General features: G+C 72.6%; 24 protein-coding genes. 9 read left to right on the top strand and 15 right to left on the bottom strand.

What is annotated here, in order from left to right:
* Nucleotides 1-145: 145 nt before the first annotated feature.
* Complete coding sequence (locus tag IEY93_RS28815) at nucleotides 146-1,117, bottom strand: CPBP family intramembrane glutamic endopeptidase (RefSeq protein WP_189166285.1); 972 nt, start codon at nucleotides 1,115-1,117, stop codon at nucleotides 146-148.
* A 714-nt stretch (nucleotides 1,118-1,831) separates the two neighbouring features.
* Here IEY93_RS28815 and IEY93_RS28810 point away from each other — a divergent pair.
* Nucleotides 1,832-2,542 (top strand): hypothetical protein, encoded by a 711-nt coding sequence (locus tag IEY93_RS28810; RefSeq protein WP_189166284.1) that lies wholly within the window; start codon nucleotides 1,832-1,834, stop codon nucleotides 2,540-2,542.
* A 186-nt stretch (nucleotides 2,543-2,728) separates the two neighbouring features.
* Nucleotides 2,729-3,313, top strand: a complete 585-nt coding sequence (locus IEY93_RS28805) for a DUF6529 family protein (RefSeq protein ID WP_229691559.1) — start codon at nucleotides 2,729-2,731, stop codon at nucleotides 3,311-3,313.
* A 43-nt stretch (nucleotides 3,314-3,356) separates the two neighbouring features.
* Here IEY93_RS28805 and IEY93_RS28800 read toward each other — a convergent pair whose 3' ends face one another.
* On the bottom strand, nucleotides 3,357-4,295 hold the full coding sequence (locus tag IEY93_RS28800; RefSeq protein ID WP_189166283.1) for an HpcH/HpaI aldolase/citrate lyase family protein: 939 nt from the start codon (nucleotides 4,293-4,295) through the stop codon (nucleotides 3,357-3,359).
* Nucleotides 4,296-4,439: 144 nt separating this feature from the next.
* Between IEY93_RS28800 and IEY93_RS28795 the strand changes: the two genes are divergently transcribed.
* Entirely contained in the window at nucleotides 4,440-5,009 is a 570-nt protein-coding gene (locus IEY93_RS28795; protein WP_189166282.1) for a biotin transporter BioY, read from the top strand.
* A 356-nt stretch (nucleotides 5,010-5,365) separates the two neighbouring features.
* Here IEY93_RS28795 and IEY93_RS28790 read toward each other — a convergent pair whose 3' ends face one another.
* Nucleotides 5,366-6,388, bottom strand: a complete 1,023-nt coding sequence (locus tag IEY93_RS28790) for an EamA family transporter (RefSeq protein WP_189166281.1) — start codon at nucleotides 6,386-6,388, stop codon at nucleotides 5,366-5,368.
* Nucleotides 6,389-6,528: 140 nt separating this feature from the next.
* Here IEY93_RS28790 and IEY93_RS28785 point away from each other — a divergent pair, with 140 nt between their 5' ends.
* The 3 genes from IEY93_RS28785 to IEY93_RS28775 all read left to right on the top strand — a co-directional run bounded on the left by IEY93_RS28785 (nucleotide 6,529) and on the right by IEY93_RS28775 (nucleotide 9,616).
* The gene (locus IEY93_RS28785) at nucleotides 6,529-7,794 is read left to right on the top strand and encodes a magnesium transporter MgtE N-terminal domain-containing protein (RefSeq protein WP_229691558.1); all 1,266 of its coding nucleotides are present in this window, start codon (nucleotides 6,529-6,531) and stop codon (nucleotides 7,792-7,794) included.
* Nucleotides 7,784-8,296 (top strand): DUF1003 domain-containing protein, encoded by a 513-nt coding sequence (locus IEY93_RS28780; protein WP_189166279.1) that lies wholly within the window; start codon nucleotides 7,784-7,786, stop codon nucleotides 8,294-8,296. The genes IEY93_RS28785 and IEY93_RS28780 overlap by 11 nt, the downstream gene beginning before the upstream one ends.
* 180 nt (nucleotides 8,297-8,476) lie before the next feature.
* A complete protein-coding gene (locus tag IEY93_RS28775; protein WP_189166278.1) occupies nucleotides 8,477-9,616 on the top strand; it encodes an Mrp/NBP35 family ATP-binding protein in 1,140 nt (379 codons plus the stop codon).
* Between the two features lie 106 nt (nucleotides 9,617-9,722).
* Here IEY93_RS28775 and IEY93_RS28770 read toward each other — a convergent pair whose 3' ends face one another.
* The 4 genes from IEY93_RS28770 to sigE form a co-directional block, all read right to left on the bottom strand.
* Nucleotides 9,723-10,109: a sec-independent translocase gene (locus IEY93_RS28770; protein ID WP_189166277.1), complete on the bottom strand. Its 387-nt coding sequence runs from the start codon at nucleotides 10,107-10,109 to the stop codon at nucleotides 9,723-9,725.
* A 113-nt stretch (nucleotides 10,110-10,222) separates the two neighbouring features.
* Nucleotides 10,223-11,881, bottom strand: a complete 1,659-nt coding sequence (locus IEY93_RS28765; RefSeq protein WP_189166276.1) for a S1C family serine protease — start codon at nucleotides 11,879-11,881, stop codon at nucleotides 10,223-10,225.
* A 198-nt stretch (nucleotides 11,882-12,079) separates the two neighbouring features.
* A complete protein-coding gene (locus IEY93_RS28760) occupies nucleotides 12,080-12,607 on the bottom strand; it encodes an anti-sigma factor family protein (protein ID WP_189166275.1) in 528 nt (175 codons plus the stop codon).
* Nucleotides 12,604-13,260, bottom strand: coding sequence for an RNA polymerase sigma factor SigE (sigE, locus tag IEY93_RS28755; RefSeq protein ID WP_189166274.1), 657 nt, complete (start codon nucleotides 13,258-13,260; stop codon nucleotides 12,604-12,606). Before sigE ends, IEY93_RS28760 begins: the two co-directional genes overlap by 4 nt.
* Before the next feature lie 220 nt (nucleotides 13,261-13,480).
* Between sigE and IEY93_RS28750 the strand changes: the two genes are divergently transcribed.
* Nucleotides 13,481-14,131 (top strand): O-methyltransferase, encoded by a 651-nt coding sequence (locus IEY93_RS28750; protein WP_189166273.1) that lies wholly within the window; start codon nucleotides 13,481-13,483, stop codon nucleotides 14,129-14,131.
* Nucleotides 14,132-14,168: 37 nt separating this feature from the next.
* Here the strand turns inward: IEY93_RS28750 and IEY93_RS28745 are convergent, their stop codons facing one another.
* The 4 genes from IEY93_RS28745 to IEY93_RS28730 all read right to left on the bottom strand — a co-directional run bounded on the left by IEY93_RS28745 (nucleotide 14,169) and on the right by IEY93_RS28730 (nucleotide 17,367).
* Entirely contained in the window at nucleotides 14,169-15,608 is a 1,440-nt protein-coding gene (locus tag IEY93_RS28745; protein ID WP_189166272.1) for a leucyl aminopeptidase, read from the bottom strand.
* A 105-nt stretch (nucleotides 15,609-15,713) separates the two neighbouring features.
* A complete protein-coding gene (locus IEY93_RS28740) occupies nucleotides 15,714-15,881 on the bottom strand; it encodes a DUF3117 domain-containing protein (protein WP_114033903.1) in 168 nt (55 codons plus the stop codon).
* Nucleotides 15,882-16,216: 335 nt separating this feature from the next.
* Entirely contained in the window at nucleotides 16,217-16,777 is a 561-nt protein-coding gene (locus IEY93_RS28735) for a DNA-3-methyladenine glycosylase I (RefSeq protein WP_229691557.1), read from the bottom strand.
* Nucleotides 16,778-16,788: 11 nt separating this feature from the next.
* A complete protein-coding gene (locus tag IEY93_RS28730; RefSeq protein ID WP_189166271.1) occupies nucleotides 16,789-17,367 on the bottom strand; it encodes a hypothetical protein in 579 nt (192 codons plus the stop codon).
* Between the two features lie 83 nt (nucleotides 17,368-17,450).
* Here IEY93_RS28730 and IEY93_RS28725 point away from each other — a divergent pair, with 83 nt between their 5' ends.
* Nucleotides 17,451-17,735, top strand: coding sequence for a hypothetical protein (locus tag IEY93_RS28725; RefSeq protein WP_189166270.1), 285 nt, complete (start codon nucleotides 17,451-17,453; stop codon nucleotides 17,733-17,735).
* Nucleotides 17,736-17,812: 77 nt separating this feature from the next.
* On the opposite strand, the gene IEY93_RS28720 is transcribed toward IEY93_RS28725, so the two are convergent.
* Genes IEY93_RS28720 through IEY93_RS28710 form a run of 3 tightly spaced genes read right to left on the bottom strand, consistent with a single transcriptional unit; the run spans nucleotide 17,813 to nucleotide 20,185 of the window.
* Complete coding sequence (locus IEY93_RS28720) at nucleotides 17,813-18,400, bottom strand: LOG family protein (RefSeq protein ID WP_189166334.1); 588 nt, start codon at nucleotides 18,398-18,400, stop codon at nucleotides 17,813-17,815.
* Nucleotides 18,401-18,416: 16 nt separating this feature from the next.
* Complete coding sequence (locus tag IEY93_RS28715) at nucleotides 18,417-19,121, bottom strand: NADPH-dependent F420 reductase (protein WP_189166269.1); 705 nt, start codon at nucleotides 19,119-19,121, stop codon at nucleotides 18,417-18,419.
* A 32-nt stretch (nucleotides 19,122-19,153) separates the two neighbouring features.
* A complete protein-coding gene (locus IEY93_RS28710) occupies nucleotides 19,154-20,185 on the bottom strand; it encodes an LLM class flavin-dependent oxidoreductase (protein ID WP_189166268.1) in 1,032 nt (343 codons plus the stop codon).
* A gap of 109 nt (nucleotides 20,186-20,294) precedes the next feature.
* Here IEY93_RS28710 and IEY93_RS28705 point away from each other — a divergent pair, with 109 nt between their 5' ends.
* Nucleotides 20,295-20,774, top strand: coding sequence for a MarR family winged helix-turn-helix transcriptional regulator (locus IEY93_RS28705; RefSeq protein WP_189166267.1), 480 nt, complete (start codon nucleotides 20,295-20,297; stop codon nucleotides 20,772-20,774).
* A gap of 66 nt (nucleotides 20,775-20,840) precedes the next feature.
* Here the strand turns inward: IEY93_RS28705 and IEY93_RS28700 are convergent.
* A partial coding sequence (locus IEY93_RS28700) for an endo-1,4-beta-xylanase (RefSeq protein WP_189166266.1) occupies nucleotides 20,841-21,830 on the bottom strand: 990 nt, incomplete at its 5' end.

Genomic DNA, 21,830 nt, shown 5'->3' with positions numbered 1-21,830 from the left:
GCCCGCCGATCACCTGACCGGCCGGAATCATGGCCGCCAATCGCCCTCGCCGGCACCGCGCACCTCCCTGGGACCGACCGCCGGCCCCGCATATCTACAGGGCAACATGCCGAGGGCCGTTCTGGCGAGACCTCTCTAGTCAGATTTATTGAGAGACTGTCTGAATTGCTCGCTTTTGGGCGATTATTACGATAACTATCGCGAAGAAGCCCAACTGGACCACCGTCCCGGAGAGCGCCTGCCACGGCACCGCGCCCTGCCGGAGCGCGCCTTCCAGCTCACCGGCGGCGGCGGCCGGCAGGAAGCTCAGCACGTTGTTGACGACGTGCAGCGCGATGGGCGCCTCCAGCCCGCCGGTGCGTACGGCGAGCCAGCCCATCAGGGCCCCGAAGCTGAAGACGTCGACGACGCCGTAGTCGGTGTAGGCGTGCAGCGAGGTGAACAGGGCCGCGCCCAGCAGGATGCCCGGCCACGGAGTGCGCAGGTACGACCCGAACGCCTGGATCAGCCAGCCGCGGAACACGTATTCCTCGGCCGCGGCCTGGAAGGGCACCAGCAGCACGATGACCAGCAGCCCCGGCAGGAAGCGGTCCCACCCCACCCAGCCGAACAGGCTCCCGGTGTCCTCTCCGGTCACCGCGTAGGTCACGATCATGGCGACCTGGCCGAGGACCAGCGCCACCAGGGCCACGCCGGTGCAGATGAGCAGCCATCCCCAGCGCAGCCGCCCGGCCACGGACGAGAGCGTGCCCGGCGAGCGCCGCTGGGTCAGCCACGCCACGGCGAAGACCACCGGCAGGACCACGGCGATCGACAGCAGCAGCACCGCCAGCTCGTACGCCGGCTGCCCGAAGAGCCGGTCCCCCGACATCACCACGGGGATGCCCACGAGCTCGGCGACCAGTGCGCCGCCGAAGATCACGATCAGTCCCGCGCCCACGAACGCGATGGCGATGGCCGCCGTCCCCACCAGCGGGCGCCACCAGCGGTTCCACGGACCGCGCGCCAGATGGTCGTACCGCGTTCCGGCCGGCGCCGGCGCGGCCCACGGCTGCGGCCGGGGCGGCGCCCGCCACGCCGCCGGACCCGGGTAGTACGGGGAGGACGGCCGATCCACCGGCCCCGGACCCCTTTCATACGGGGAGGGCGGCCGATCCGCCGACCCCGGACCCCCTTCGTACGGGGAGGGCGGCCGATCCGCCGGCGATCCCCCCGGCCCGGCGGGTCCCGGCGTAGCGCCCTGAGGGTACGGCGTCGGTGCCCCACCCTGCGGCACGCCCTCGCCCCCCGCGAGCCCTTCCGTCCCCGCAGGCTCCGCCGGCTCCGCGGCCGTCGCAGGTACCACCGGCTCGGCGGACTCCGTCGAATCCACCGCAGGCTTCCCCGGCCGCATGGGCGCCACAGGCTCCACCGGGTGCGGCGGCTCGACCGGCTCTATCGGCTCCACGGGCTCCACGGGCTCCACCGCAGGCTCCCGGGGCTGCGCGGGCTCCACCGGTTCCGCAGGATGCAGCGGCTCGACCGGCCTCACCGGCTCCGGGGGCTCAACGGCGGGCTCCTGGGGCTGCGCGGGCCCCATCGGTTCCGCAGGATGCAGCGGCTCCACGGGCTTCAGGGGCTCGGGAGGTCTCTGGGACGGACCCTGCTGGTACTCCTGCGACGGATCGTGCATATATCCCATTCTCCTCACCGCTTTCTCTGCGCGCCCTTCGCCCGGCCCTCAGGCGTAGGTGTCCGGCATCACCCCTTGCTCTGCGCATTTCTTCACAGACATCCCGGTCAGCAGCGCCGATGCTGCATGGGACAACAGACGAGAACGCAGGAGCAGATCATGAAACGGCCATGGCCCTTGTACACGCTCGGCGCGGGGGTGGTGCTCGCCCTCGGGCTCGGCGTGGCGAGCGCGCAGACCGCGCCGCGCACCGACGCCGTGTCCGCCGCCGGCAAGGCGCCCGCCGCCTCCTCGACGGCCAAGAGCACGCCCTCGGCCACCCCCGACCCGGCCGTGCAGGTCCAGGCGGACGGGTCCGCCTCTCCCGCGCCCACCATCGAGGCCGAGGAGGCCGACCCGGCGCCGAAGCGCGCCGACTACGCGGGCGTCGCACAGGGCAACGGCGGCCTGGTGGCGCTGTCGATCAGGAACGGCAAGGCCGTCGCCTACTTCTGCGACGGGCGCGTCGAGTCCTGGCTGAAGGGCACCGCGGACGGCAGCACCCTCACCCTCACCGGGAAGGACGCGCTGATCACCGTCGCGCTCGGCGACGGCAAGGCCCAGGGCCGGCTGCAGGTCGGCAAGGGCAAGTGGCGCTTCACCGCCCCGCTCGTGCACAAGCCGTCCGGCCTGTACCGCGCGAGCGCGGTCGTCCGCGGCGCCAGGGTGGTCGGCGGCTGGATCGTCCTGCCGAACGGCCGGCAGGTCGGGCTGCTGGACGTGGGCGGCTCCTCCGCTCCGGCGCCGCGGCTCACCCCGGGCTCCCCGATGACCTTCGAGGGCACCGAGCTGCGCCCGCAGGAGCCCGACGCCTTCCTCCCCGGCCTCTGACCGGCCCGGCCGGTCGCCACCCGCTCCCCCTGCACGGCACGACGTTCCCGGCCTTCCCCGCTCCGAACTCCCGATCCGCCGGCTCGCCGGCCTCGGCCGGCGCCGTCCCGGCCTGCCGCCCTCGCGGTCCTTCCCGGGCCGCGGGATCTCCCGGCCTCACGACCCTCACGACAAGGAAGCACCGCCATGTCCCTCTCCCAGACCTCTCCCCTCCAGCGGCCGGACCCGGGCCCGCAGGCGCCGGGCTCGGCGCCCTATCTGGTGCCGCTGCTCGTCGGCGGCCTGGTGGCCGTCGCCCTCGGCGTCTACGGGCGCGAGCACACGCCCACCGGGTACGCCGTGGGCCTGGCCGGCTTCTCCGGCGCGCAGGCCATGAAGTCATGGCTCGCGACCGCGTCCTTCGTCCTCGCGATCGTCCAGCTGGTCTCGGCGCTCACGATGTACGGCAGGATCCCCGGGCTCCAGGCCCCGTCCTGGACGGGCGCCCTGCACCGCTGGTCCGGCCGGCTGGCGTTCGTGCTGTCCGTGCCGGTGGCCTTCCACTGCCTGTACGCCCTCGGCGCGCAGTTCGACGTGCCCCGGGTGCTGGTCCACTCCCTGCTCGGTTCGTTCTTCTACGGCGTGTTCGTGGCCAAGATGCTCTCGCTGCCGAAGCGGAACCTGCCCGGGTGGACGCTGCCCGTGCTCGGCGGTCTCGCGTTCGCCGCGCTCACCGGCCTGTGGCTGACCTCGTCCTTCTGGTTCTTCACGACCTTCGGCGTCACGTTCTGATCGGCTTGATCGACCCGGCTGCGCCGGACGGGCCGCGCGCCGGTCAGGCGGGCGGCTGGAAGGACGTGGTGCGGGTCAGCCCGGCGGCGCGGCCCTTGGCGGCGACGACCAGGGCCATCTTGCGGGAGGCCTCGTCGATCATCTCCTCGCCGAGCATGACCGCGCCGCGCAGGTCCACCTCGGTGGCGTGCCGGTAGGCGTCCAGGATCAGCTCGGCGTGGTCGTAGTCGTCCTGCGACGGCGCGAAGATCTCGTTGGCCGCCTCGATCTGCGTGGGGTGGAGCACCCACTTGCCGTCGAAGCCGAGCGCCGCCGAGCGGTGCGCCGTCAGGGCGAAGCCGTCGAGGTCCTTGATCTGCAGGTACGGCCCGTCGATGGCCTGCAGGCCGAAGGCGCGGGCGGCCATGAGGATGCGCATCAGCACGTAGTGGTAGGCGTCCCCCTCGGTGTACCCCGGGGGCTGGCGCCCGACGACCAGGGTCCGCATGTTGATCGAGGCCATGAAGTCGGCGGGCCCGAACACCAGCGTCTCCAGCCGGGGCGAGGCCGCCGCGATCGCCTCGATGGCGACCAGGCCGCGGGCGCTCTCGATCTGCGCCTCGATGCCGATGCCGCCGACCGGCAGGCCGTTGGCCTTCTCCACCTGGGTGAGCAGCAGGTCCAGCCAGGCGACCTGCACGGCGTCCTCGACCTTGGGCAGCATGAGGCAGTCGAGCGCGTCGCCGGCCCCCTCGACCACCTCTATGACGTCGCGGTAGGTCCACTTGGTGGACAGGTCGTTGACCCGTACCACGCGCGTTCTGCCGGTCCAGTCGCCCTCGCGCAGCGCGGCGACGACGTTGGCGCGTGCCTGTTCCTTGGCCTGCGGCGCGACGGAGTCCTCCAGGTCGAGGAACACCTCGTCGGCGGGCAGTCCTTGCGCCTTCTCCAGGAAGCGGGTGTTGCTGCCGGGGACGGCGAGGCAGGAACGGCGAGAGCGCATGCGCACACGCTAGCCGCCGCCCGGGTCCGGCCGTCGCTGTGGGGGCGTCACAAAGCCGGGCGCCGGTTCTTGGCGCGGATCTCGTACCACTTTCTCCCGCTATATCCGGAAAATGAATGCATAGTCGTTGTAAGGGAGAGAGTGATGGCTACTGACGCCTCCGCGGTACTGCGGCCGGCTGTATTGTCCGACCTCATCCCGGGCCGCCTGGTCCGCGATGTCGCGCTGGTCGTGGCGGCGGCGGGCCTGACGGGGGTGGCCGCGCAGGTCAGCATCCCGCTGCCCGGCACGCCCGTCCCGCTGACCCTGCAGACCTTCGCGGTCCTGCTGGCGGGCGCGGCGCTCGGCCTGCCCCGCGCGCTGCTCGGCATGTCGCTGTACCTGCTGATCGGCCAGCTCGGCGTGCCGTGGTTCGCGCCGTCGGGCGGCAACGCGACCCTGGGATACGTGGTCGGCTTCATCCTGGCCGCCTCCGTGGTGGGCGCGCTCGCCGGCCGGGGCGGCGACCGCACTCCGGCCCGCACCGTGGTCACGATGACGCTGGGCACGCTGCTGATCTACGCGGTCGGGGTGCCGTGGCTCATGGTCGCCACCGGCATGGACCTGCCCTCAGCGCTGGCCGCGGGCGTGGTGCCGTTCCTGATCGGTGACGCGATCAAGGTAGCGGCCGCCGCCGGGCTGCTCCCCGCCGCCTGGAAGCTCGCCCGCCGCTGATCCAGCGGGCCGCGAGCCCTGCCCTGCCACCGCCGCGCCCGCGGCCGCCCTCGCGCGGCCGCGGGCGCGGTCGTACCAGGTCACCCACGGCTCGGCGCGGGCCGTAGATTGCTGAACATGAGTCTGCCGCTGATCGAAGAGGGCGCGAAGAAGTCGAACGTCCTGTGGATCTCGCTGGCCGGCCGCGACCGGCTCGCCTGGCACGTCTGGCACGACGGCGCGATCTACCTGGTCACCGGGGGCGGGGAGCAGGAGCTTCCCGGCCTGACCGAGGCCGGGAGCGTCCGGGTGACCCTGCGCAGCAAGGACAACGGCGCCCGGCTGACCTCGTTCGAGGCGCGGGTGCGGACGGTCGATCAGTCGGCGCCGTCGGAGGCCGACGCCGGGGCGGTGGCGGCCCTGGTCAAGGAACGGCTCAACGCCCCGGACGCCGCGGGGCTCGCCGGCCGCTGGGCCGCATCGGGCGCCTCGATCGTGCGGCTGACGCCCGACGTGGCGGTCTGAGCCAGCAGCGCCCCGGCCAGCACGACGACCCCGCCGACGATCTGGGGGACGCCGAGCTGCTCGGCGAGCAGCGCCCAGGCGATCAGCGCGCCGGCCACGACCTCGAGTGAGGCCACGGTGGCCCCCACGGCGGCCGACAGGCGCCGCACGGCGATGACCCCGGTGCCGTACGCCAGGACGGTGGCGACCACGACGAGGCAGACCGCGGCAACCGCCACCGGGACCGTGTGCCCGTTGACGGTCACGGCCGTCCCGAAGGCCGCCCAGGGGATGTCCCACGGGCGCGCGATCGGCGCGAGCACGACGGCGGCGCCGGCCATGCCCCAGGCGACCAGGCCGAGCGGGTCCACCTCGGCCCCATAGCCATCACTCATCAGGAAATATCCGGCGCAGCATGCCGAGGCGACCAGGCCGAGCAGCAGCCCCAGCCCGTCCAGGCTCAGCCCCTGCCACACCTCCACGACGACCCCGAGGCCCGCCAGCACGACCAGCGCCCCCGCGTACGCGGCGCGGGGCAGCCGCACCCGCCGGACCAGCCGCACCCAGGCGACGACCAGGACCGGCGAGGCGTACTCCAGCAGCAGCACCACGCCCACCGGCAGCCGGGTGATGGCGACGAAGAACAGCGCCTGGACCCCGGCGACGGCGATCAGGGCGTACGCGGCGAAGAACCGGCGCCTGCCGGGCGCGACGCGCAGCGCACCGGGGCGGAAGGCGGCGAGCAGGGCGAACAGCAGCAGCGCGGCGCCCGCCATCCGGACCCACACGGCCTGCAGGGGCGTCAGCCCGCCGAGACCCACGATCTTGGCCATCGGCCCGGAGAAGCCGAAACAGCAGGCCGACCCGACCGCGATCGCGAGCGCTCCCCTCTTCACATGCCCCTCCCGTAATGACCGTAAGACAGCTTTGATGCTGTCACATGGCATTCGCCGGGATCAACCGGCGACCAGGGGTTGAGACGGCTTTTACGGGGCCGGGCGCGGCGGATACGCGGCCACCTCGTACCCTGCGTAAGGTGAGGATCTTCGTCGCCCGGCTGGCCGGCACTCCGGTGTTCGACCCGGCGGGCGACCAGATCGGCCGGGTGCGGGACGTCGTCGTCGCCCTGCGCCCGAACGACCCTCCCCGCGTCCACGGCCTGGTCGTCGAGGTGCAGCCCCGCCGCCGGGTGTTCCTGCCGATCACCCGCGTGGTCAACATCGAGGCCGACGCCGTCATCTTCACCGGCGCCATCAACCTGCGGCGCTTCGAGAAGCACACCACCGAGTCGCTGGCCATCGGCGAGCTGCTCGACCTCACCGTCGACCTCGGCGGCCGGCAGGTCACCGTGCTCGACCTCGCCATGGAGCAGAACCGCGCCGGCGACTGGCTGATCACCAAGGTCGCCGTGCTGCGCGGCACCCCCGCGCGCGGGCTGCGCCGCCGGCGCGGCGAGACGGTGGTCGTCGACTGGCCGGAGGTCTCGGGCTTCGGGCAGGTGCAGGCCGACCAGGGCGCGGCCAACCTGCTGGCCGCCTTCGAGGAGACCCGCCCGGCCGACCTGGCCAACGCGCTGCGCCACCTGCCCGACAAGCGCCGCGCCGAGGTCGCCGCCGCGCTGGAGGACGAACGGCTCGCCGACGTGCTGGAGGAGCTCCCCGAGCGCGACCAGATCGGCATCCTGAGCCGGCTGGACGCCGAGCGGGCGGCGGACGTGCTGGCCGCCATGGACCCCGACGACGCCGCCGACCTGCTGCAGGACCTGCCGCCGGCGCAGGCCGAGGCGCTGCTGGCGCGCATGGAGCCCCGCGAGGCCGCGCCGGTGCGGCGCCTGCTGACCTACGCCGAGAACACCGCCGGCGGCATGATGACCAGTACGCCGATCGTGCTGCCCCCGCACGCCACGATCGCCGAGGCGCTCGCCGAGATCCGCCGCCAGGACATCACCCCGGCCGTCGCCGCCCAGGTCTACGTGGCCCGGCCGCCGACCGAGACCCCCACCGGCCGGTACCTCGGCGTGGCGCACTTCCAGCGGCTGCTGCGCGAGCCGCCGTCCTCGCTGGTCGGCGGCGCGATCGACGGCAGCATCGACCCCATCAGGCCGCACCTGCCGCTGCCCGCGGTCACCTCCTACCTGGCCACCTACAACCTGGTCGCCGCGCCGGTGGTGGACGAGCTGGGGCGGCTGGTCGGCGCGGTCACCGTGGACGACGTACTCGACCACCTGCTTCCGCCCGACTGGCGCGAGCACGACGAGCGCGAGCCGGACGGACCCGCGGGGGAGGTGGACGGTGGCGGTTAACCGGCTGGACCAACCCCGCGAGATCCGCCGCGCCATCCGCCCGCACTACGACCCCGAGGCGTTCGGCCGCCTGTCGGAGCGCATCGCCCGCTTCCTCGGCACGGCGCGCTTCCTGGTCTACCTGACCATCTTCATCAGCGTCTGGGTGGCCTGGAACGTGCTGGCGCCGCCCCGCATGACCTTCGACCCCTACCCGTTCATCTTCCTGACGCTCATCCTGTCGATCCAGGCGTCGTACGCCGCGCCGCTCATCCTGCTCGCGCAGAACCGCCAGGCCGACCGCGACCGGGTGCAGAGCGAGCAGGACCGGATGGCGGGCGAGCGCAACCAGGCCGAGGTGGAGTACCTCACCAGGGAGATCGCCGGGCTGCGCCTGGCACTCGGCGACCTCGCGACCCGCGACTACATCAGGGGCGAGCTGGAGCGCCTGGTGGAGGAACTGCGCGAGCCCTCCGGCCACCCGGACCGTCCCCGCCCGGACGGCGGCGGGCCGGCGCACTGAGCCGCCGGCGGGCCGGTCCGGCGCGCCCGCGACCGGCGGCACGGCCCGAGCGGCGCGGAAGCGGACCGGACACCCCAAAGGGGTACGGATCGCGGCGGCGGGGCGCCCTACGGGTTCGCCACGGAAACGGGCGGAGAGCCGGAGTTCGTCGGATCGTCACCGGCTTCGTAGCATGGTTGCATGGCACCAACCCCTGAATCGGTGACGGCCGCTCTGGCAACGGTCAACGATCCTGAGATCCGCAGGCCGATCACCGACCTTGACATGGTCAAGAGCGTCGATGTCTCCCCAGACGGGGTGGTGCGAGTCGGCGTCTATCTGACCGTCGCGGGCTGCCCCATGCGCGACACGATCACCCGCGACGTCACCACCGCCGTCTCGAAGGTCGAGGGCGTCACCGCCGTCCACGTCGACCTCGACGTGATGAGCGCCGAGCAGCGCAAGAACCTCCAGACCAGGCTGCGCGGCAACCGCGGGCCCGAGAAGGAGATCCCCTTCGCCAAGCCCGGCTCGCTCACCCGCGTCTTCGCGGTGGCGAGCGGCAAGGGCGGGGTCGGCAAGTCGTCGGTCACCGTCAACCTCGCCGCGGCCATGGCCTCCTCCGGGCTGAAGGTCGGGGTGGTGGACGCCGACATCTACGGCCACTCCGTGCCGCGCATGCTCGGGGTGAGCGAGCGGCCGACCAAGGTCGAAGACATGATCATGCCGCCGGTGGCCCACGACATCAAGGTCATCTCGGTCGGCATGTTCAAGCCCCCGGGCAACGACCCGGTGGTCTGGCGCGGGCCGATGCTCGACCGCGCGCTGCACCAGTTCCTCGCCGACGTCTACTGGGGCGACCTCGACGTCCTGCTCATGGACCTGCCGCCCGGCACCGGCGACATCGCGATCTCGGTGGCGCAGCGCATGCCGGGCGCCGAGATCCTGGTCGTGACCACCCCGCAGCAGGCCGCCGCCGAGGTCGCCGAGCGCGCCGGGTCGATCGCCACCCAGACCCACCAGCAGATCGCCGGCGTCATCGAGAACATGGCCTGGCTGCCCTGCCCGCACTGCGACGAGCGCATCGCGGTCTTCGGCGAGGGTGGCGGCCAGGCGGTCGCCGACGGCCTGACCCGTGTCCTCGGCACGCGCGTCCCGCTGCTCGGTCAGGTGCCGATCGACCTGCGTCTGCGCGAGGGCGGCGACGAGGGAAAGCCTCTCGTGCTCACCGACCCCGACTCGCCGGCCGCCGCCGAGCTGCGGCGCATCGCCGACGGGCTGAGCAAGCGGTCCGGCAGCATCAAGGGGCTCCAGCTCGGCCTGTCGCCGTCCGGTCGCTGACCTGCCCGCCGGCACCGGCCGCGCACAGCACGTCAGAAGGGGCCGCCCCGTGCGGGGCGGCCCCTTCTGACGTGATCGGCGGAACCGGAGGACGGCGCGGGCGCGGTCAGGTGGCCTCGGCGTCGTACGGCGGGATCTCGCCGTATCCGAGCTCGCCGCCCGCCGGGCTCGCATAGGAGTCGGCGTACCGGTCGGGGTATTCCGACGTCGTGGCGGTGGTGTCGGTGGCCGCCGGCCGGTTCCAGTCGTCCTCGATGTCCTGCAGCAGGTGCTTGCGGACGAAGTTCTTCGGGTGCAGGTCCGTCGGGTCGAAGTTCGCGAACTCGGGGCCGAGGTTGTCCTGCAGATCGCTCTTGGCGTTGTTGGCCATCTGGCGGAGCTGGCGCAGCGTGCGGCCCGCCTGGGCGGCCGCCTGCGGCAGCTTCTCGGGTCCGAAGACCAGAAGCGCGATGACCACGAGTGCCAAGACCTCAGGCCAGCCGAGTCCGAACACGGTGATCTCCTACACTTTCCTGAGCCACGCCTGGGCGACATGGCTTTCCCCAGACTAACGCGCGGTCCGGCCCTGGGCGTAAAGCGCCGTCCACTGCTCCGTGAACACCCTGGTCACGACGGCTGCGGCGTCGGGACGGGCACGGCGTCGATGGTCACCGTCGTGGAGCGCTCGCCGCCGTCGCGGCGGTACTTCACGGTCACCTTGTCGCCGGGCGCCTTGCTGCGAACCGTGACGATCAGCTCGGACGGCTGGGTCACCGGGTTGCCGTCGATCTCCAGGATGATGTCACCGGGCTTCAGCCCCGCCTTGTCCGCCGGGCCGCCGGCGACGATCGGCTGCAGGCCGCCGGTGGAGTCGGTGGCGATGCGGACGCCGTCCCCCTGGTAGGACTCGTCGATCGAGACGCCGATGCGGGACTTCTTGGCCGTGCCGGTGGTGATGAGCTCTTCCGCGATGCGCCGGACGTGGTTCACCGGGATGGAGAACCCGAGGCCGATGCTGCCGCTCTGCCCGCCGAGGGAGGAGGCGCCGAGCGTCGCGATGGCCGAGTTGACGCCGATCACCTCGCCGGCGCCGTTGACCAGCGGGCCGCCGGAGTTGCCGGGGTTGATCGCCGCGTCGGTCTGGATCGCGTTGATGTACGACGACTCCGACCCGCTCTCGCCACCGGCGGTGACCGGGCGGTTGAGCGAGCTGACGATGCCCGTGGTGACCGTGCCGGTCAGGCCGAGCGGCGAGCCGATCGCGATGACCGGGTCGCCGACCACCACGCGGTCGGAGTTGCCGAGGGTCACCTCGGGGGCGCCGAAGGTGTCCACCGGCTTGACCACCGCGATGTCCGAGCTCGGGTCGCGCCCGACGATCGTGGCCGTGGTGGACTTCTTGCTGTTGAAGATGACCTTGATGTTGCCGGTCTGCGCCGCGGCGGCCACCACGTGGTTGTTGGTGAGGATGTACCCGCCCTTGATCAGGAAGCCGGAGCCGGTGCCCGCCTCGCTGTTGCCCCGCACGTCGAGCGAGACGACGCTCGGCAGGACCTTGCCCGCCACCCCGGCCACCGAGTCGGGGGGACGGTTGACCACCGCGCCGGCCGGCGTGCCCAGCGTGTAGGACGGATCGACACCCGAGCCGCCGCGGGTGAGCAGGTAGGTGCCCACGCTGCCCAGCGTCGAGGCCACGACCGCGATCACGACGGCCAGCACGGCGAGCATGCCGGTGCGCGGCGCCCGCGCCGCCGGGGCGCCGGCGCTCATGGGCGGCCCACCGGGAGGGGGCGCCCAGCCCGGGCCCATGCCAAAGGCGCTGCGCGGAGGCGGAGGCGGCCCGTACGGACCGCCGGGCGAGGGCGGGAGCGGCCCCCCGGACGGGTTGCCCCACCCCGCGGCCCCCTCGCCACCCGGGCCGCCACCGGGCCGCGGCGGCTCGCCGCCGTACGACCCCGCGGAGCCCTCGCTCGCGAACGGGATGATGCCGGTGTTCTGGTCGCGCTCGGCGGGGAACGCGGCGGTGCCGGAGGAGTCGGGGGCGAAGGGATCGCGCCCGCCCTCGCCGGCGAACGGATCGCGTCCGGGACCGGCCTGCGGCCCCGATGGTGCCCTGTCATCCGCGAACGGGTCGCGCGCCTGGTCGCCGCCCGGCCAGGAGTCCTGGGCGGGCAGGAACTCGGGCCGGACGCGCATGCCGCCCGCTGGACCCGACACCGAGCCATCCCCGGACCGCTGGGGAGTGGCCACGTCCCCGCTGTCGAAGGTACGTGTCTCGTCGGTCATCGAAGGCTCACTCCCGGGGCCGGTCGACTGGGCTACGCCGATTGTCACCTGGACCGCATACGAGCGTTGTAAACGCCCTGATGGGTCCCTCCGATCGTATGCCCGCGACCGCCGTGCCCGACCCCGCCTTCCTTTCACGACCGCCGGGGCCGGGTGCGGTGGAACCCGCCCCGGCCGTGGCCTGCGCGTCTGCCCGGGTCAGGGGCTCGGGGTGGGCGAGCTCGCCCGTCCCGGCGCGAGGTAACCGCCGGGCGTGGTCGCCCGGTGCTGGTTGGCGAACATCTCGACCGGCGGCGCCGCGGGCCGCCCGGTGGTGCCGCTCACCATGAACATCGTGCCCAGTGCGACGGCAGCCGAGGCGACGCCCACCGCCACGTAGCCGACGCGGCGGCCGCCCCTGGAGCGTCCCGGCCCGGTGAAGCCGCCGTGCCGCCGCGGGCGGTTGTCGGCGGGCGAGCCGCTCAGCGAGTAGGACGGAGCGGGAAAGGGGCGGACCCGCGGCGGGAGCGGCCCTCCCGGCTCGGCCATGCGCAGCAGCGACATGGTGAGGTCGGCGGGCACGGCGGGCGCCTCCAGCGCCCGCAGGCGGCTCTTGAGCGCCCGCATGGCCTCCAGCTCGGCGCGGCAGTCCGCGCAGAACGTCAGGTGCGCCAGCGCGCGCTCTCGCTCGGCGTGGCCCAGCTCGCCGTCGATGAGCGCCGAAGCGCGCTCTCCGAGATGGCTCATGCTCCCTCCCTGGTCACGGTCGGGGGGAGGTCACGGCGGGGCGCACGGTGCTCCAGTGCCTCCCGCAACTGCTGGCGGCCGCGATGGATGCGGCTGCGGACGGTGCCCAGCTTCACGCCGAGCGTCGCCGCGATCTCTTCGTAGGACAGGCCCTCGATGTCGCACAGCACCACCGCGGCACGGAACTCCGGCTGCAGCGCGTCGAGCGCCGCCTGGATGTCCGGCTCGAGCTGGGCGTCGTCGAACACCTGGGCCGGGGACGGCTCGCGCCCGCGCAGACGCTCCCCCGCGTCCTCGCCGAGCCCCTCGAACCTGATGCGCTGCCTGCGCCGCGCCATGTCCAGGAAGAGGTTCGTCGTGATGCGGTGCAGCCACCCCTCGAACGTGCCCGGCGTGTAGCTGGACAGCGAACGGAAGACGCGGACGAAGACCTCTTGAGTGAGGTCTTCGGCATCGTGGACGTTGCCGGTCAGCCGATAGGCGAGGCGGTAGACGCGCGCCGAGTGCTCGCGGACGACCTCCTCCCACGTCGGGGGTGTCCACCCTTCGCCGGGCAGCCGGGAGTCGCCCCCCGTCAACGCATTGTCGGGAGCATCGGCCTGGTGGTCGTTCTCCACCAGCACTCCTCTCTCCGGGACCACCGCTACAGCCATAGTGCCTGCTTTCGTCCCTTCCTGCGTACCCACGAGCCAAGGTGGCCGGACCGTGTCTCCACGACGTCCCCCAACATTCCTCGACGTCTTCCCCGACGGCCTTCGCTAAAGGTCGTTCAAAGCGTGCAACGTACCTGTTGTGGGGTGAGTTCCCGTTCGGCCCCGACTCCCCTAGGCTGCGACCAATACGTGCCACGGCGAAGGCGGGGAGGAGAGGCCGATGGCCCCGACGCCGACCAGTCCGGTGGAGGCCACGCTGGCCTACGCGGAGGAGTTCCATTCCGAAGACGAGGTGCTGCGCGCCGCGCGACAGCGGGGCCAGGAGGTGGGCGCCGACCCCATCCTGCCCGGCGGGGGCGCGGCTCTGTGCTTCCTCGCCACCGCGATCAGCGCGCGTGCCGTGGTCGAGGTCGGCACCGGCTGCGGGGTCTCCGGCCTCTGGCTGCTGCGCGGCATGCGCCCGGACGGCACTCTGACCAGCGTCGATGTCGAGCCCGAGCACCAGCGGCTCGCGCGGCAGGCGTTCGCGGAGGCGGGGTTCTCCGGCAGCAAGGTGCGGCTGATCGGGGGGCGGGCCCTCGACGTGCTCCCCCGGCTCGCCGACGGCGGCTACGACCTGGTGTTCTGTGACGCCGCCAAGCAGGAGTACGGCGACTACCTGCTCGAGGCGGTACGCCTGCTGCGGCTCGGCGGCATCGTGGCGTTCGACAACGCCCTGTGGCACAACCGGGTCGCCGACCCGGCGCAGCGCGACCCCGAGACCGTCGCCATCCGTGAGCTCGGCAAGCTGGTCAGGTCGGACGACCGGCTGCGCCCCCTGATGATGCCGCTCGGCGACGGCCTGCTGGCCGCCGTCAAGATCGCGCACTGAGCCGTCCGCACGCGGGGGGGGCGGATCCGAGCGGCGGTCAGGCCGGGCGCGTGGCGAGCCAGTCGAGCAGCAGGCGGGTGCCGTAACCGGTGGCGCCCTTGCTGAAGATGCCCTCGTCGGACGTCGTACGGGCCACGCCGGCGATGTCCAGGTGGGCCCAGCGCCGCCCGCCGGTGAACTCGCGCAGGAACAGCGCCGCCGTGATCGACCCGCCGCCGTAGGTGTTGGCGGCCTCGACGTTGGTCAGGTCGGCGACCGCCGAGTCCAGCGCGCCGCGGTACTCCTCGATGAGCGGCATGCGCCACAGGGCCTCGCCGGACCGGCCGCCGGCCTCCAGCAGCTCGGCGGCCAGGTCGTCGCCGCTGGCGTACACCGCGCCGATGTCGCGGCCCAGGGCGACGCTGATGGCCCCGGTCAGCGTGGCGATGTCCAGGACGGTGTCCGGTTCGAGCACCTCGTCGGCGTAGGCCAGGGCGTCGGCGAGCACCAGCCTGCCCTCGGCGTCGGTGTTGAGCACCTCCACGGTGCGCCCGCCGTAGTGGGTGATCACGTCGCCGGGACGCTGGGCGCTGCCCGAGGGCATGTTCTCCGCGGCGGCGACCAGGCCGGTGACCCGGGTGGTCACGCCCATCGCGCGCAGCGCGCCGAGCACGGCGATCACGACGGCGCCACCCGCCATGTCGGTCTTCATGAACTTCATGCCCTCGGTGGGCTTGAGGGACAGGCCACCGCTGTCGAAGGTGATGCCCTTGCCCACCAGCACCACGTGACCGCCGTCGGGCCGCTCGGGCTCGTAGGAGAGCCGGATCAGCCGCGGGCCGCTCGCCGACCCCTGGCCGACGGCCAGGATGCCGCCGAACCCTTCTGCGGCGAGGTCGTCCGGCTCCCACACCTTGACGGCGAGCCCCGAGCGCTCGGCCACCTCGGCGGCGCGGGCCGCCAGCCAGGCGGGGTTCTTCACAGAGGACGGGGTGTTGGCGAGGTCGCGGGTGAGGGCGGTGGCGCGGGCGATCACCTCGGCCCGCTCGATGACCGGCCGGGCCGCCTCGGGGCCGTGCAGGCGGATCTCCTCGACCGGGGTGACCCGGTTGGCGCCGATGCGCATGGTGTAGCAGGCCAGGAGCGCGCCCTCGGCCAGGGCCGCCCACCCGGCCTCTCCTGCTTCCTCCGGCAGGGTGACGTCGATCGCGTGGCGTCCCCTGGCCCGCCGGGCCAGCGTCGCGCCCGCCTTGCGCAGGGCTCTCGGCCCGCGGTCACCGGTGCCGTACAACAGGATCCGCCGCACGGAGTCGCCGTGGGCGACCGGGACCTCCACCACCTCGCCCGGCTCGCCCTTGGCCTCGTGGTGGGCGAGGAGGGCGGCGACCGGAACGGGAAGCTCCACCTGCGCGGTCAGGTCGCCCGCGAACGGCACCGCCAGCAGGTCGGCGTCCTGCGCGGGTGAGTCGAGGAGTCGCAGCGCGGTCTCGATGGGCATGGGTGGGCCTCCCCGGCCGGAAAGTGCGACAGCCCCGGCGTGGGGCTCTGCCCGGCCGCCGGGGCCGTCAAGTCGCCTGTGTCAGTGGGTCGTGTCAGGGGTATGTCAGCCGACGACGTTCTTCAGAGCGTCGCCAAGGGCTCTGGCCTCGTCGGGTGAGAGTTCGACGACGAGCCGGCCGCCACCCTCCAGAGGGACCCGCATGACAATGCCCCGTCCTTCCTTGGTGACCTCCAGCGGACCATCACCAGTCCGCGGCTTCATCGCCGCCATGCGTGTATCCCTTCCTGCCTCGGCCGCGCCCTGCCGTGGCGCTCCTGTTCGCGCCCGGCCGCCCGCCGCTTTCACGTCTTCTGTGACGTCCCATTATCCCGCCTCGCGAGCGCGCATGGGTAACGATCTCCTCCCAGAATGCGTTGTCCGGGGCCCTCAGCGTGATCAAACAGGCCTATGTGAACGCCCGCGCCGCGCTTTTCGACCTGCGCGGAGACCACGTGTGCACGCGGTGGGAACGGGCGTCCACGACCGCTCCGGCGCCCTCGCCCGCCGCTTCCGATATCACCCCACCGGCGGTTGACACGGCCATTTCGCGGGCGGGCCGGTAAAGGTCAGGCCGTCATGTGTTCGCGCACCCAGCAGCCCGCCAGATGGTCGTTCACCAGGCCGATGGCCTGCATGAGCGCGTACGCCGTCGTGGGGCCGACGAATCGCAGGCCATGGCGCTTGAGCTCCTTTGCCAGGGCTTTGGAGCCCGGCGTGATCGCGGGCACGTCGGCACCGGTCTTCGGCGCGGGCGCGGACGGGTCGGCGAAGCGCCAGACCAGCCCCGACACCCCGCCGGGGATGCCCGCCGCGGCCCGGGCGTTGGCGATGGCCGCCTCGATCTTGGCGCGGTTGCGGATGATGCCCGCGTCCGCCAGCAGCCGCTCGACATCGGCCTCGCCGAACGCCGCGACCGCCTCGATGGAGAACCCGGCGAACGCGTCGCGGAAGTTCTCCCGTTTGCGCAGGATGGTCAGCCACGACAGGCCCGATTGGAACGCCTCCAGCGTGAGCCGTTCGTACACCAGGTCATCACCGTGGACCGGCCTGCCCCACTCTTCGTCGTGGTAGCGGATGTAGTCGGGCGCGCTGGTCGACCAGCCGCATCTGACGAGCTCAGGTTGCACGAACGTCGAGATTACCGGCTGCGCGGCGCGCCCTCGGGGCCGGTGACACCGTGCTCGGCGGCCTCGGCCGTCTCAGCGCTCGCATCGGCCTGCGGCGGCTCGCCGGCCGGCGGCGGGGTGAAGGCGTCCGGGAGGGGCGGGCCGGCCGGGCCGTCCAGCGTCTCCGGCTCGCCGTACGAGACGGGTGCGGGCCCCGGCTCGGGCTCGGCCAGAGGGTAGGGGGCGGCGACCAGCCGCGTGGTCCTGGCCGGCGCGAAGGACGGCCGGGTGTGCGCCTCCTGGCGGGCCTGGACGCGGCCGGCCAGCAGCTCGGCCAGGCGCTGCTCCAGCACCGCGATGTGGGTGTCCCGTTCGCTGATGGCCGTCGCGGCGCGCCGCAGCGTCTCGTCCACCGTCTGGGTGTGGTAGCCGACCAGGCTCACCGGCAGGTGCAGCGTCATGAAGTCGACGGCCGTGAGCTGGCGCGGCTCGGGCAGCTCCAGCGGCGGCACGTCGGGAGCGAACTCGGTCAGCTCTCCGCCGCGCCCCTGGGCGACCATCACCACGCAGTACAGCACGGCGACCGCGGCGACAGCGAGAAGGACCAGCACATACGAATCCTGCCACATCGGAGCCTTTGACCGCCCCTAGTTGGAATCGCCTCCCGCGGCCGAGGTGTGACAGCATCGGGAGCATGGCGCCCGTACTGGTGACCGGCCTCGGCGAACCGTCCGACGGCTCGTGGGTCGCGGCCCGCTCGGCGGCCGAGGTGGAGCGGCACGCCCTGGCGGGGCGCACGGTCGTGGTCACCCTGACCGGGGACGAGGACGCCCAGCTCGCCGCGGCGGCGGTGCTGGCCTACCTCGGCGCGCGGGTCTTCCGCACGGCCTTCCCCGAGCAGGTGCGGCGCGCCGTGGACATGGCCGAGTCCCTCGCCGGCCGCCGTCCTCCCGCCCTGACCCGCCGCGGTCTCGCCTGATCGCGGTGCCGGGCAGACCCGTCCTCGCCTGATCGCGGTGCCGGGCAGACCCGTCCTCGCCGGATGGCGGGCCGGGGCTAGCTCGGGGCGGCTTCGCCGATCTCGTCGGCGTGCGGGGTGAGAGGGCGCGCCGGGCGTTCCAGGTGCTCGACCGCCTCGGGGACGGTCGTGGTCCAGGCGATGGCGTCGAAGACGCCCGGCCGGGTGAACCCCTGCTCGTACATGCCGTCCACCAGCAGGCGCAGCGGCGCGTACAGGCCCCACGGGTCCAGGATGACCAGTGGCTTGTCGTGCAGCCCGAGCACGCGGCCGGTCCAGATCTCGAAGAGCTCCTCCAGCGTGCCGATGCCGCCGGGCAGGACGAGGAACGCGTCGGAGCGCGCGTCCATGACGCCCTTGCGTTCCCGCATGTCGGCCGTGATGATCAGCTCGTCGGAGTCGGTGTCGGCGATCTCCAGGTCCACCAGCGCCTGCGGCATGACGCCGACCGTGCGCCCGCCGGCCCGCCGGGCGGCCCGGGTGACCGCGCCCATGCACGACACCACGGCCCCGCCGCTGACCAGCGTGTGGCCACGCCGGGCCAGCTCGGTGCCCACCTCGTCGGCCAGGTCGAGGTACTTCTCGTCGATCTGCTGACTGGACGCGCAGAACACGCATATCGCCATCGCCACGGCGGTAACCCTATACACCTCCCCGGCGCGCGGCGGCGACGATCCGCCCGCGCTCGGACTCCGGGAAGCGGTCGAGTGCGGCGCGTACCTCCTCGGCGTCGACGTCGGCGCCGAAGAGCTCGGTGCCCGGTTCGAGGCGCACGCCCTCGGCGAGCGGGCCGGCGACGACCGGATCGAAGCCGAGCGCGTCGACCAGGGACGCGACGGTGGCCAGGCCGGCGGGGTCGTCGCCCGCGATCGCGATGGCGATGCGCCCGTCCTCGCCCGCGGGCCGGGCCTTGTCCTGCAGCTCGTGGTACCCGACGTGGTTGAACGCCTTGACGACCCGGGAACCGGGAAGGAACGCCTGGACGATCTCGCTCGACGAGGTGCGCGGGTCGGTGAGGTCGTCGCGGATCCCGTCGATCTCCCACCAGTAGTTCATCGCGTCGATCACGAGCTTGCCGCGCAGCGCGTCCGCGGGGATGTTCCGGTGCTTGCCAAGGGGGAGGGCGAGGATGACGATGTCCGCGCGCGCCACCGCCTCCGTGGCGGTCGCGGCGACCGCTCCCGGGGTCAGGACCTCCACGGTGAGAGCGATCTTCGCGGGGTCGCCGGAGCCGGCGACGACCACCTTGTGACCGGCGGCGAGGGCCAGCCGGGCCAGCACGGTGCCCACCTTGCCGGCGCCGAGAATGCCGATGGTCCAGGGGCCCGCCGGGGCGATGTCGTACACGTCTTCCTCCAGGTCGTGCGCAGGGCCGCGTGTCAGCCGGCGAGGATGTCGCGGACCATCGGGATGACCTTCGTGCCGTAGAGCTCGACGGCGCGCGTGCGGGCGCTCGCCGGCAGCGATCCGTTGCTGTAGATCAGGTCGAACCGGCCCACACCGAGGCGCGTCACCGCACCGGCGATCTTGCGGGCGACCGTCTCGGGGGAGCCGATGTAGAGCGAACCGTGCTCGACCTCGGCGTCGAACTCCTGCCGGCGGATCGGCGGCCAGCCCCGCAGCGCGCCGATGCGGTCGCGGATGACCCGGAAGCGCGGCCAGAACACTTCTTTGGCCTCCTCGTCGGTGTCGGCGATGAAGCCCGGTGAGTGCATCCCGACGGGGTGCGCGGTCGTGCCGAACTGCTCGGCGGCCCGGCGGTACAGGTCGATGTACTGGGCGAAGCGATCGGGCCGGCCACCGATGATGGCGAGCATGAGCGGAAGACCGTAGTGCGCGGTGCGGATGACCGACTGCGGCGACCCGCCGACGCCCACCCAGGTGGTGAGGCGCCCCGACTCGGTCTTGGGGAAGACGTCCGCGTCCTGCAGCGGAGCCCGCATGGTGCCGCTCCAGGTGACCGGTTTCTCGTCGAGCAGCTTCACGAACAGCTCGATCTTCTCCTCGAACAGCACGTCGTAGTCGCGCAGGTCGTAGCCGAACAGCGGGAACGACTCGGTGAACGAGCCGCGGCCGAGGATGACCTCGGCGCGCCCGTGTGACATCGCGTCCACCGTGGCGAAGCGCTGGAACACCCGGACGGGGTCGTCGGAGCTCAGCACGGTGACCCCGGAGGCGAGCCGGATGCGGGTGGTGCGGGTGGCGATCCCGGCGAGCACGGTCTCCGGGGTCGACACCGAGTACTCCGGCCGATGGTGCTCGCCCACGGCGATGACGTCGACGCCGAGCTCGTCGGCCAGCACCGCCTCGTCGACGACCTGCCGGATCGCTGCGGCGTGCGAGACGAGCGCTCCCGAATCGTCCTCCGGCACATCGCCGAAGGTGTCGAGGCCGAACTGGAGATCAGACATGGGCGTGCTCCTGCTCCGGCCCCGGGCGGCGCTTTCCGGCCACCCAGGACCAAATGATTGACATGTCAATTATGTACCATGTGATTGACATGTCAATCAGGAGGCCTGGATGACGGGAAGCACCCCGCCGCAGCGGAGGAAACGCCAGTTGCCGACCACCGAGGAGCTGCGGATCTGGCGCGACTACATCGAGACCGCGGAAGCGCTCGGATCGAGCCTCGCCGCGCGGCTGCAGAGCGAGTCCTCGCTCTCGCGGGGCGACTACGCGGTGCTGCTCGCCCTCAGCGAGGCACCGGAGCGGCGCATGCGCTCCTCCGAGCTCGCCGCCCTCATCGGCTGGCAGCGCAGCCGCCTGTCCCACCACCTCGGCCGCATGGAGCGGCGCGGGCTCATCCGCCGCGAGGAGTGCGTGACCGACAGCCGGGGAGCCGAGGTGGTGCTCGCTCCCGCCGGCGCCGACGCGTTCCGGGAGGCGACGATTCCGCACCTGCGCGCCGTTCGCGAGCTCTTCGTCGACGCCCTCACTCCCGGGGAGCTCGCCGCGGCGGGCGAGGTGGCCGCGGCGCTGCGCCGGTTTCTCGCCCGGTGACGGCGGGAAAGCGGCCGGGCCCGGCAGGCGTCGTACGCCTGCCGGGCCCGGACGGTCGTCAGGGGATCAGGGGCTGGTGCAGGTGACGGCCGGGGTGGCCGCGCTGCCGTTGGCGGTGAAGCCGAAGGTCGTGGAGCCGCCCGCCGCGATCGAGCCGTTGTAGGCCTCGTTGCGCACGGTGATGCTGGAGCCGGACGAGCTCTGCCGGCCGTTCCACAGGCTGCTGATGCTCTGGCCGCCGGGCCAGGTCCACTGCACGGTCCATCCGTTGACCGCGGCGCTGCCCGCGCTGACCGTGACCGACGACTGGAATCCGCCCGGCCAGCTGTTGACCGTCGTGAGCGTCGCCGAGCATCCACCGGGAACCGGGGTCGGCGTGGGCGTCGGCGTCGGGGTGGGCGTCGGGTCGGGGGTCGGGGTCACCGTCGGCGTCGGCGTCGGGGTGGGGTTGGGAGTGGCGTTGTTCAGCGCGTTGAGCACCGAGGTGTAGGCGGCCTTCTTGTTGCCGCTGGTGTCGAACAGCAGAGGGCTGGTGTTGGCGCCGAGCCAGGAATCGCTGTCGCGGACGCCCCAGACGGTGATGCCGGCGCAGCGGGGCACGGCCAGGCAGTCGTTGACGACGTTCTGGTAGGTCTGCGCGGAGCCACCCTGGATGTCCAGCTCGGTGATCTGCACATCCACGCCGAGGGCGGCGAAGCTGGAGATCGTGGTGCGGTAGTTGCTGTTGTAGGCGCTCTGGGCGTTGAAGTGCGACTGCAGGCCCACACAGTCGATCGGTACGCCGCGGGACTTGAAGTCGCGGACCATGTTGTACACGCCCTGGGTCTTGGCCCAGGACCAGTTGTCGATGTTGTAGTCGTTGTAGCAGAGCTTGGCGTTGGGGTCGGCCGCCCGCGCGGTGCGGAAGGCGACCTCGATCCAGTCGTTGCCGGTCCGCTGCAGGTTGGAGTCGCGGCGCCCGCCGTTGCCGTCGTCGAACGCCTCGTTGACCACGTCCCAGGCGTAGATCTTGCCCTTGTAGTGGCCGACCACGCCGTTGATGTGGTCGATCATCGC

The organism is Sphaerisporangium melleum, assembly GCF_014646695.1.
GTDB classification, from domain to species: Bacteria; Actinomycetota; Actinomycetes; order Streptosporangiales; family Streptosporangiaceae; genus Sphaerisporangium; species Sphaerisporangium melleum.
The sequence above is the reverse complement of the archived record's forward strand: the minus strand, read 5'-3'. Positions and strand labels throughout refer to the sequence as shown.

What these genes read in the sequence shown, in the direction of transcription:
- sigE (WP_189166274.1), bottom strand. Translation starts at nt 13,260, where the DNA reads ATGGCTGTAGCGGTGGTCCCGGAGAGAGGAGTGCTGGTGGAGAACGAC.
- IEY93_RS28775 (WP_189166278.1), top strand. Translation starts at nt 8,477, where the DNA reads ATGGCACCAACCCCTGAATCGGTGACGGCCGCTCTGGCAACGGTCAAC.
- IEY93_RS28760 (WP_189166275.1), bottom strand. Translation starts at nt 12,607, where the DNA reads ATGAGCCATCTCGGAGAGCGCGCTTCGGCGCTCATCGACGGCGAGCTG.
- IEY93_RS28750 (WP_189166273.1), top strand. Translation starts at nt 13,481, where the DNA reads ATGGCCCCGACGCCGACCAGTCCGGTGGAGGCCACGCTGGCCTACGCG.
- IEY93_RS28765 (WP_189166276.1), bottom strand. Translation starts at nt 11,881, where the DNA reads ATGACCGACGAGACACGTACCTTCGACAGCGGGGACGTGGCCACTCCC.
- IEY93_RS28740 (WP_114033903.1), bottom strand. Translation starts at nt 15,881, where the DNA reads ATGGCGGCGATGAAGCCGCGGACTGGTGATGGTCCGCTGGAGGTCACC.
- IEY93_RS28795 (WP_189166282.1), top strand. Translation starts at nt 4,440, where the DNA reads ATGGCTACTGACGCCTCCGCGGTACTGCGGCCGGCTGTATTGTCCGAC.
- IEY93_RS28805 (WP_229691559.1), top strand. Translation starts at nt 2,729, where the DNA reads ATGTCCCTCTCCCAGACCTCTCCCCTCCAGCGGCCGGACCCGGGCCCG.
- IEY93_RS28810 (WP_189166284.1), top strand. Translation starts at nt 1,832, where the DNA reads ATGAAACGGCCATGGCCCTTGTACACGCTCGGCGCGGGGGTGGTGCTC.
- IEY93_RS28720 (WP_189166334.1), bottom strand. Translation starts at nt 18,400, where the DNA reads ATGGCGATATGCGTGTTCTGCGCGTCCAGTCAGCAGATCGACGAGAAG.
- IEY93_RS28705 (WP_189166267.1), top strand. Translation starts at nt 20,295, where the DNA reads ATGACGGGAAGCACCCCGCCGCAGCGGAGGAAACGCCAGTTGCCGACC.
- IEY93_RS28725 (WP_189166270.1), top strand. Translation starts at nt 17,451, where the DNA reads ATGGCGCCCGTACTGGTGACCGGCCTCGGCGAACCGTCCGACGGCTCG.
- IEY93_RS28800 (WP_189166283.1), bottom strand. Translation starts at nt 4,295, where the DNA reads ATGCGCTCTCGCCGTTCCTGCCTCGCCGTCCCCGGCAGCAACACCCGC.
- IEY93_RS28745 (WP_189166272.1), bottom strand. Translation starts at nt 15,608, where the DNA reads ATGCCCATCGAGACCGCGCTGCGACTCCTCGACTCACCCGCGCAGGAC.
- IEY93_RS28710 (WP_189166268.1), bottom strand. Translation starts at nt 20,185, where the DNA reads ATGTCTGATCTCCAGTTCGGCCTCGACACCTTCGGCGATGTGCCGGAG.